Source organism: Halorubrum tibetense, from assembly GCF_042661865.1.
In the GTDB taxonomy this organism is placed as follows: domain Archaea; phylum Halobacteriota; class Halobacteria; order Halobacteriales; family Haloferacaceae; genus Halorubrum; species Halorubrum tibetense.
Genome location: NZ_JBHSWW010000084.1, coordinates 1 through 8,837, shown reverse-complemented (window position 1 = coordinate 8,837; position 8,837 = coordinate 1). Strand labels below are relative to the sequence as shown.

At 67.5% G+C, this 8,837-nt stretch carries 10 protein-coding genes and 2 pseudogenes; 6 read left to right on the top strand and 6 right to left on the bottom strand.

Features of this window, described 5'->3' with window-relative positions; translation table 11 throughout:
• The 3 genes and pseudogenes from ACFQEU_RS07575 to gap all read right to left on the bottom strand — a co-directional run.
• Nucleotides 1–412, bottom strand: a pseudogene (locus ACFQEU_RS07575) (hypothetical protein); the annotation flags it as partial.
• Between the two features lie 141 nt (nt 413–553).
• Nucleotides 554–1,771 (bottom strand): phosphoglycerate kinase, encoded by a 1,218-nt coding sequence (locus tag ACFQEU_RS07570; RefSeq protein WP_379780842.1) that lies wholly within the window; start codon nt 1,769–1,771, stop codon nt 554–556.
• Nucleotides 1,772–1,890: 119 nt separating this feature from the next.
• Nucleotides 1,891–2,949 (bottom strand): type I glyceraldehyde-3-phosphate dehydrogenase, encoded by a 1,059-nt coding sequence (gap, locus tag ACFQEU_RS07565; protein WP_379780839.1) that lies wholly within the window; start codon nt 2,947–2,949, stop codon nt 1,891–1,893.
• A 160-nt stretch (nt 2,950–3,109) separates the two neighbouring features.
• Here gap and ACFQEU_RS07560 point away from each other — a divergent pair, with 160 nt between their 5' ends.
• Nucleotides 3,110–3,493: an Hsp20/alpha crystallin family protein gene (locus ACFQEU_RS07560; RefSeq protein WP_379780837.1), complete on the top strand. Its 384-nt coding sequence runs from the start codon at nt 3,110–3,112 to the stop codon at nt 3,491–3,493.
• Between the two features lie 41 nt (nt 3,494–3,534).
• Here ACFQEU_RS07560 and ACFQEU_RS07555 read toward each other — a convergent pair whose 3' ends face one another.
• On the bottom strand, nt 3,535–4,428 hold the full coding sequence (locus ACFQEU_RS07555) for an ATP-grasp domain-containing protein (RefSeq protein ID WP_379780834.1): 894 nt from the start codon (nt 4,426–4,428) through the stop codon (nt 3,535–3,537).
• A gap of 69 nt (nt 4,429–4,497) precedes the next feature.
• Entirely contained in the window at nt 4,498–4,788 is a 291-nt protein-coding gene (eif1A, locus tag ACFQEU_RS07550) for a translation initiation factor eIF-1A (RefSeq protein WP_379780832.1), read from the bottom strand.
• A 126-nt stretch (nt 4,789–4,914) separates the two neighbouring features.
• On the opposite strand from eif1A, the gene ACFQEU_RS07545 reads away from it, so the two are divergent.
• Together ACFQEU_RS07545 and ACFQEU_RS07540 are read left to right on the top strand one after the other, a co-directional pair.
• Nucleotides 4,915–5,094: a DUF7470 family protein gene (locus ACFQEU_RS07545; protein ID WP_379780830.1), complete on the top strand. Its 180-nt coding sequence runs from the start codon at nt 4,915–4,917 to the stop codon at nt 5,092–5,094.
• Between the two features lie 116 nt (nt 5,095–5,210).
• On the top strand, nt 5,211–5,450 hold the full coding sequence (locus ACFQEU_RS07540) for a hypothetical protein (protein WP_379780828.1): 240 nt from the start codon (nt 5,211–5,213) through the stop codon (nt 5,448–5,450).
• Between the two features lie 37 nt (nt 5,451–5,487).
• On the opposite strand, the gene ACFQEU_RS07535 is transcribed toward ACFQEU_RS07540, so the two are convergent.
• Nucleotides 5,488–7,164: a cryptochrome/photolyase family protein gene (locus tag ACFQEU_RS07535; RefSeq protein WP_379780826.1), complete on the bottom strand. Its 1,677-nt coding sequence runs from the start codon at nt 7,162–7,164 to the stop codon at nt 5,488–5,490.
• A gap of 91 nt (nt 7,165–7,255) precedes the next feature.
• Here ACFQEU_RS07535 and ACFQEU_RS07530 point away from each other — a divergent pair, with 91 nt between their 5' ends.
• The 3 genes and pseudogenes from ACFQEU_RS07530 to ACFQEU_RS07520 all read left to right on the top strand — a co-directional run.
• Nucleotides 7,256–7,453, top strand: a complete 198-nt coding sequence (locus ACFQEU_RS07530; RefSeq protein ID WP_209484260.1) for a hypothetical protein — start codon at nt 7,256–7,258, stop codon at nt 7,451–7,453.
• A gap of 87 nt (nt 7,454–7,540) precedes the next feature.
• Nucleotides 7,541–8,515 carry an aldo/keto reductase gene (locus ACFQEU_RS07525; protein ID WP_379780824.1) on the top strand — a complete coding sequence of 325 codons (975 nt, stop codon included), beginning with the start codon at nt 7,541–7,543 and terminating at the stop codon, nt 8,513–8,515.
• A gap of 103 nt (nt 8,516–8,618) precedes the next feature.
• Nucleotides 8,619–8,837: pseudogene (locus ACFQEU_RS07520) on the top strand (hypothetical protein); the annotation flags it as partial.

Below are 8,837 nucleotides of genomic sequence, written 5' to 3'. Positions count from 1 at the left end.
CGGCGACCGCCCGGACGGACTGGTGTTCCCAGACCCCGCGTTCCGGGGGCTCGCCGGGCGAACAGATCACGGGGACCGGCGGGCCGTCGTCGACACCTGCGAGGACTTTGTGAACGATCCCGTGACAGTCGCGTCCGGCGTGGAACGCCCGCTCCGCGGCGGGGGCGACCAGCCGGTCGTACACGTCGCGCTCGCGCAGTCGGACGAGGTTCCGCCGATAGGCGGCCGGCGACCGACGGATCGGGAGCCGCCGGAGAACGGCATCGGACGCGTCGACCAGCTCGGGGTACCGGAACGCGAGGTCGATCCGTTCACGGACCTCGTCGGGAACACGTCGGTCGTCCTCCCGACGTCGATAGTAGAGCTGTCGGGGGCAGTACGCGGCGGCGGCGAGGTCGCTGAACGGGGTCACGCGCCGGGATCGTTCCGGCTTCGTATATAAAGAGTCGCGCGGCGGGAGGCCGCTGACGGGACGACAGGGTGGTGGGATAGCAAGGTGGCGGGAGGCGGTCGGCGGGACCGCAGAGCGAGTAGGTCGACCGCCGGAGACGAATTACGTCGCGGCCGCCTCGAGCAGCTCGATCGCGGGCAGCGATTCTCCGGTGAGCGCGCGGATATACGCGCCGCCCGCGATGGAGACGTGCGAGAAGTCGGCCTCGTCGAGCCCGTACATCCCGATCGCCCGCGAGGTGTCGCCGCCACCGACGACGGAGAAACAGTCCGTCTCCGCGATCGCTTCCAGCACGCCGACGGTGCCGACGGAGAACCGCTCGTCCTCGAACACGCCGAGTGCCCCCTTCACGAACACCGCGTCGGACTCGTGGATCAGCGGCTCGTACTCCTCGACGGTGCCCGAGCCGACATCGAGGTAGGCATCCGTCTTCTCGTCGATCTCGGCGAGCGTGTGCTCCGCGCGCTCCCCCTCCGAGTCCTCGTACGCAAGGTCGCTCGCGAGGTGGATCGCGTCACCGCGCTCGTCGAGGATCGACGCCACCGCCTCGCGGTTCGCCGCCCACTGTTCGTCGAACAGGTCCATGCCTTCGAGGTCGTGCCCGACCGGATAGCCCGCGGCGCGCAAGAACAGCTCGCCGGCGACGCCACCGAGCAGGAAGCGGTCGACCGTCCCCTCGAGGGCGTCCATCACGCCGATCACGTCGGTTGCTTTCGTCCCGCCGACCACCATCGTCACCGGCCCGTCGAACTCGCGACGGGCGATGGCGGTGTTCGCCTCGTACTCCGATTCCATCACGCGGCCGGCGTACGCGGGCAACACGAGCGGGAAGCCGACGAGCGAGGCGTGGTTCCGGTGGGCCGCGGAGTACGCGTCGTTGACGTACGCGTCGAAAAGCGGCGCGAGCGTTCGAACGAACGCCGTCTCCGCCTTTTCCTCCGGTGCGGCCTCGGGGAGCTCGTCGTCGCACATCCGCGTGTTCTCCAAGAGGAGCACCTCGCCCGCATCGAGCCCCTCGATGGCGGCGACCGCCTCGTCGCCGTACGTGTCCGCGACGAAGGCGACGTCGCGGCCGACGTGCTCCGCGAGGATCGAGGCGTGTCCCGCGAGCGACGTGAAGTCGTCGCGACCGGGACGGCCCTGGTGAGCCATACAGACGACCCGATGGCCCGCCTCGGCCAGCTCGCGGACGGTTCGCGCGTGGCGTTCGAACCGGCGGTTGTCCTGCGGCTCGCCGTCCTCGATCGGGGAATTGAGGTCGAGGCGAACGAGCACCCGTGCGTCGGTCGGCAGATCGTCGAGTGTGTTGAACGTGGACATGTCTGGGATGGTGTCGAAGTGTACCGAGGTGTGTCGGCGAGCGTCGTGAAGACTTCGACTGCGGCGTGTGAGGGCGTCGATTGTCTCGGGGAAACTGTTCTCCGGCAGAGATACGCGGATTACGCCTCGTCGTGGACGAACGCGGCCATGTCGAGCATCCGGTTCGAGAAGCCGTACTCGTTGTCGTACCAGGTGAGGATCTTCAGGAGCTTCCCGCCCGCGATGGTGTTCGTCGACTGCAGGTCGACGTAGCTGGAGAACGGGAGTCCAACGATGTCGCTGGAAACCACTTCGTCGTCGGTGTACCCGAGCACGCCCGCCAGCGGGCCGGAGTCGGCCGCGTCACGGAAGGCGTCGTTGACGGCTTCGGCGTCGGCGGGCTCGTCGAGGCTGACGACGAACTCCGTGATGGAGCCGTTGGGGACGGGGACGCGCATCGCCATCCCGTCTATCTTTCCGTCCAGCTGCGGGAGGACCTCCTGGGCCGCGCCCGCGGCGCCGGTCGACGTCGGGACGATGTTCTCGGCGGCCGCTCGACCACGTCGGGTCTTCGCCTTCGGACCGTCGATGAGCGCCTGCGAACCGGTGTAGGCGTGAACCGTGGTGAGCGTACCGGCCTCGATACCGAACGCCTCATCGAGCACCTTCGCGACGGGCGTGATGGAGTTCGTCGTACACGAGGCGTTCGAGATCACGTCCTCGCCCTCGTACTCGTCGTGGTTGACGCCGTACACGAGCTGTTTGACGGGTTTCTCGCCTTTCGGGGGCGCGGAGATGAGGACGGTGTCCGCGCCGCCGTCGAGGTGAGCGCTCGCGTCGTCCTTCGTCCGGAAGACACCCGTACACTCCAACGCGACGTCGACGTCGAGGTCGTCCCACGGCAGATCCGCGGGATCCTGGACGTTGAACAGCGGGACCGACGTGCCGCCGATCGTCAGCTCGTCACCGTCGTCGCCGAGGGCAACGCCGTCGAGCCGACCCATCGTCGTGTCGTACTTCGCGAGGTACGCCATGTCCTCGAAGTCCATCACGTCGTTGATACCGGCGAGCTCGATGCGAGGGTTCTCGAGCACGGCCCGGAACACGTTGCGTCCGATCCGACCGAACCCGTTTAACCCCACTCGGACGACCTCGTCGTCCGCGATGTCCGCGCCAGCAGTCAAGTACGATTTACTCATAAGCGAAAAAGTGGGACGCAGATACTTAAATCCGACCAGTCACACCCGACTCCCGGTTATCACGGTGTAGAGACCCTGAAAAAGAGATCTTCGACGATCGGTTCCGGCCGATACGGCGGTCGACAGAAGGCTTATCGGGATGACCGTCGTCACGTGAGATATGGACAGAGACGACCGTGACGATCCGTTCGGGGACTTCTTCGAGGAGATCGAACGGATGATGAACGAGATGGCCGGAACCGGAGCCGCGACCGGGGCCGACAACGCCGGGTTCGGGTCGGAGACGCACGTGGACGCGTACGCCACCGAGGATACCGTCCGACTCGTCGCCGACCTTCCAGCCGTCTCGAAGGAAGAGCTCTCCCTGCAGTGTGACGGCGAGGCGCTCACCATCTCCGCGGCGTCGGACCGCCGGGAGTACGACGAGACGGTCGAGCTCCCCGCGGCCGTCGACGAGCGCTCCGGCGATGCGACGTTCAACAACGGCGTGCTCGAAGTCGAGTTCGACCGCGACGACGACTCCGCCTCCATCGACGTTATCTGAGCCGCCGGCCTACACAACGGCGTCTCAGCCAGCCGGTCCCCTTACGCCTCCGCAACCCGCTCGATAAGCCCTGCGAGCCGGTCGTAGAAGCCGGGTTCGTACTTCGTCGCCGCGTCGACGGTCGGGCGCGCGTTCGTCTCGTTGACGACGAGCCGGTCGTCCGTTTCGAGGAGGTCGACGCCGAGGTAGTCGATATCGAGCGCGGCGGCTGCCCGTTCGGCCAGCGCACGACCCCTGGCGTGGAGGTCGACGCCGTTCGCCTCGGCCCCCCGATGGACGTTGTGTTTCCACCGTCCCGCCGCCAGCGCCTCGGCCGGGAGGGTCCGCCGGACCGCGCCCGCGTACTCGCCGTCGACGACCATCGCACGGTAGTCCCGAGCGTCCGGGAGGAACTCCTGTATCAGGTAGGACTTATCGCCGGTCGCCCGGTAGTCGTGGACCAGGTTCAGGTAGTCGACGACCCCCAAAAGCGAGTCCAGGTCCGTCGCCTTCGCGACGCCGACGCCGCGGGTCGCGGAGTTCGGCTTCACCACCACCGGAAATTCGAACCCGGCGACGGCGTCGACGACGACCGACTCGTCGACCGGGTTCGAGACGAGCGTCGTCCGTGGCACGGGGAGCCCGGCCGCCTCGAGCCTCGCGAGCACGCCCGCCTTGTTCCGCGAGGCGAGGACCGCGTCCCGCCCGTTCACCCACGGGACCGAGAGCCGGGTGTCGACGACGGCCCCCTCCATGAGCCGGGAGGGGTACACGAACCCCACGTCGAAGTCGGCGGGTGCGGTCCGATCGGCGGTGTCGTGCCCGCCAGCGACCCGGATCGATCGCTCTTTCGCGCGGACGTGGCCGACCTCGATCCCTCGGTCCGCGAGCGGCTCCCGCACCCGCTCGAACGTCTCGGCACGAGTGGTCATCGCGAGACGAACGGTGTCGGACATCGCGGGGTTACCGGTCGAAGTCACGCGGTCGGGAGGTCACTGGTCGATGCGACGACGAAACGAACCGAGTCACCGGAGGTGCCCTTCCTCGCGGAGCTGTTCGGCCTCGCTCTTCTCGTAGCGCCACGTGATGTCGGCTTTCTCGTCCTGCCAGTCCCACGGATCGACGAGCACGATATCGTCCTCGCGGATCCAGACGCGCTTTTGCATCCGGCCCGGGATCCGAGCCGTCCGTTCGGTTCCGTCGGCACATCGTACCGTGACGCGGTTCGCGCCGAGCATCTCGACGACCTCGGCGAACACCTCGTCGTCTTCGGGCATTCGGAGGTCACGCCGCCCGTCCCCGTCTCCGTCGGTCATGCGTAGTCGGGGATACGTGGCCCATGCGATAAAAGCCCAACCCTCCGAGCCGACGTGTCGACGCGGACGCGGAACGGGACCGACGATCCCGGCCTCTTTAAACCGCGGACGGAGTAGGACGGAGACATGCGAAAGACGCTCGGACTCGAGGGGATCGCCGGTGCCCTGATCGTGTTCCTCGCGATCGCGATCGTCACGCTTCAGGACCCGGTTATCGGCGGCGGAATGATGCTGTTCGTCGCCGGGCTCGCGCTGATCGCGAAAGGGATCGCCGACTCGACGATGCGCGCGTTCGGGATGAAGTGACGCAGGAAAAGAGGACATAACGCGGTGAAGTGACGCAGGAAAAGAGAACAGAGGGCGGGCGAACGCGAAGTAACGCGGGAGAAACGGTTATATCCGACGAGCACGGCCGAAGAGCTATGGTACGGATACCGGCGACCGTCGTCGAACTGTTCGAGCTGCTCGCGCTCCTGATCGGCTCCGTCGCCGTGTCGGGGATCGGCGTCGCCTTGGAGCTCACCGGGATCGAAGCGGTGAGCGGCGGGGAGCTCGCGGTGGGTGCGTGGGCGCTGGTCATGGGGACGGTCGCGCTGTACGCGGGTGTCGTCGCGCTCGGCTACGAGCAGGTGCTCCCGCGAGCGCGAGCGCTCGTGACGTGAACCAGGCGTAGATCGGACGGTCCCGACGACGGCCTGGTTACAGCTCCCCCTCGGCCGCCAGCTCGCGGACGCGTTTTGCGCGATCGCGGATCGCCTCCCACTCCGCGTCGTCCTTGTTATCGACGTGTGAGTACATCAGTCCCATCCGGCCGGTGCCCCGCAGGAGTTCCTCGTTTTCCTTCAAGAAGTCCCAGTACAACGCGTTGAACGGGCACGCGCCCTCACCCGTCGTACGCGACACCGCGTACGGACACGACGCGCAGTGGTCGCTCATGCGGTTCACGTAGCTCCCCGAGGAGGCATACGGTTTCGAGGAGAGCACGTCCGTGCCGAACGATCCCATGGCGACGACGTTGGGCGTCGTGACCCAGTGGTAGGCGTCGACGAAGCCGAGGTGGAACCAGTCGTTGAGCTCGCGCGGGTCCGCGCCGTAGACGAGCGCGAAGTTGGACAACACCATCAGTCGCTCGATGTGATGCGCGTAGCCGTACTCGCGGACGTTTCCGACCGCCTCCGAGAGGCAGGTCATGTCGGTGTCGCCGTCCCAGTACGCCGGCGGAAGCGAACGCTCCTGGTCCAGCTGGTTGGCCGTCGCGAGCTCCGGCATCGCCTCGCGGTAGACGTGTCGCATGAACTCCCGCCAGCCGAGGACCTGTCGGATGAACCCCTCCGCGGCGTTGAGCGGAACCGACGCCGCGTCTCCGTACACGTCCGTCGCGCCGCCGTCCCCATCCGTTGCGTCGTCGCTCCCGCCCGTCGTGTCGTCACCGTCCGGTCCGTCATCGGAGCGGAACGCCTCCAGCGTCGTTTCAGCAGACGACGGATCGTACCCGCCGGGTTCGACCCCACGCTCCTCGTACGCCGTTTCGACCGCGTCCACCGCCTCGCGGGGGTCGAGCAGCCCGAGGTTGATCGCGGGGGACAAAAGCGAGTGCGCGAGGAACGGCTCGGTTCCCACCATCGCGTCCTGATACCGGCCGAACGCCGGGAGCCGCCGCTCGACGAAGTCGTCGAGCGCCGCCAGCGCCTCCTCGCGAGTCACCGGCCAGCCGAACCCGTCCAGCGAGTCGTTCCCCCACGTGTCGAACCGCTCGGTGACCCACTCGTGGGTCTCGCGGGTCAACGCGTCCGGTTCGAAGCGCCGAGGCTCGGGCGGCTCCCAGTCGTCCGGCGGGGTCTCCTGGTTGTGGTCGTCGTAGTTCCACTCCCCGCCGACCGGCGCGTCGCCGTCCATCAACACGCCGGTCTCCCGGCGCACGTGTCGGTACCAGTGTTCCTGTCGGTACGTCCGGTCGGAGTCGTGCTCGCCGGTCCACGCGTGCCAGTCGGCAGGCGTCGTGTAGAACCGCTCGTTCTCGACGAGCTCGAGGGTACCGCCGTGCGCGGTCACGATCTCACGGAGCCGCTCGCCCGCCCCGTGGCTCGGAGGACGCATGAGCCGAAGCGTCGCGTCGGGACGGTCGGCGAGGAACGCCGCGACGCCGTCGCCGAAGGAGTCGGCCCGCAGGTACGTCACGTCGTGGCCGCGCTCGCGGAGGTCGTCACGAGCGTGGCGCATCGCCGAGAAGACGAGCGTCAGTTTGTGGGCGTGGTACGGCTTTCGGTCCGCGAACCCGCTCGCCTCGATCAGGAGGACCTCGTCGGCGGCGGCGAGCGCGTCGAGGGTCGGGTCGAGCTGGTCGCCGAGCAGCCACAGCGTCGTCGAATCGCTCACGCTCAGTGTACGCTCGCCTCGGATAAATGTCCGTGGGGGGAACCGCGTGGCTCCCCACGGGGTTTTTACTCCGTCCGAGTGACGGTCGGGCATGGACGACCTGCTTACGAACTGGTTGCTCGGCCTGATCGCCGCCCTCCTCGCCGTGTTAGTGCTCGATACGACCGGCCAAGAGTTCCTGAGCCCGCTCGACCCGGTTGCGAACGTGCTCGCGCTCGTCACCTTCCTCTCGTTCGTGCTGCTTACCGGCGCGTTCCTCGTGTACACCGCTTCGTTCCGCGACGAGTGAGGATATCACCGCGGCGGCGGCCGGGCTCGTTCCGGCGTCGCCGTCCGCCGAACCGATCTTTTTGAGGGCGGCCGACGAGCACAGGTCATGGAGTACACGACGCTCGGCAACACGGGGATGACGGTCTCGAAGATCTGTCTCGGCTGTATGAGCTTCGGCGACCCCGGCTGGCGCGACTGGGTGCTCGACGAGGAGGCGGGGGCCGAGCTGGTCGAGCGCGCCCTCGAGCTCGGGGTGACGTTCTTCGACACCGCCAACATGTACTCGAACGGCGAGTCGGAGCGAGTCCTCGGGGAGGCGCTGGAGGGACACCGCGAGGAGGCGGTCGTCGCCACCAAGGGGTACTTCCAGATGGACGAGTCGAACCCGAACTCCGGCGGGCTCTCGCGGAAGGCGATCGAACAGGAACTACAGGCGAGCCTCGACCGACTGGGAATGGAGACGGTTGACCTCTATCAGATCCACCGGTGGGACGACGACACCCCAATCGAGGAGACGCTAGCCGCCCTCGACGACGCGGTCCGCCGGGGACAGACGCGGTACGTCGGCGCGTCCTCGATGTGGGCTCACCAGTTCGCCGAGGCGCTCCACACGAGCGAGCGTGAGGGGTACGACCGGTTCGTTACCATGCAGAACCACTACAACCTCGTCTACCGCGAGGAGGAACGCGAGATGCTCCCGCTCTGTGAGAGGGAGGATATCGGCGTCGTTCCGTGGAGTCCGCTGGCCCGCGGCTATCTGGCCCGACCCGACGACGAGGTGGAGGCGACGACGCGGGGCGAGACGGAAGAGCACCTGTATCGACACCCGTACCGTGAGGGTGGCGGCCCCGAGATCAACGCCCGGGTGGAGGAGCTGGCCGCGGAGAAGGGAGTGAAGATGGCACAGATCGCGCTCGCCTGGCAGTTCCACAAGGAGTGGGTAGACGCGCCGATCGTGGGCACGACTAGCGTCGAACATCTCGAGGACGCCGTCGAGGCGCTCGACATCGACCTGTCGGATTCCGACATCGAGTGGCTGGAGGAGCCATACGAGCCGGTTCGCGTCTCCGGACACGAGTGACGGCGGGGCCGGGTTGATTCGGTCCGATCTAGTCCGGTCCGAAGCTACCGGTCAAACGCCACGAGAAACAACCCTTTTCGGACCCCGTCCCGAACCGACGGCCATGACGGACGACGAGACACCCGACGAGACGGATACGGGAGCCGACACCGAGGACGCGGCGGACGGATCGGACGAGGAGAAGTCGTTCCGCGAGCGCGTCGAGGAGATCCGCGAGCGACGCGAGCAGGAACGCGAGGAGGGCGACCGGCCGGATCCCGAGGAGATGATGGGCGGCGGCGGCCCGCCCGGCATGGGCGGCGGTGGCGGCGGCAACCCGTTC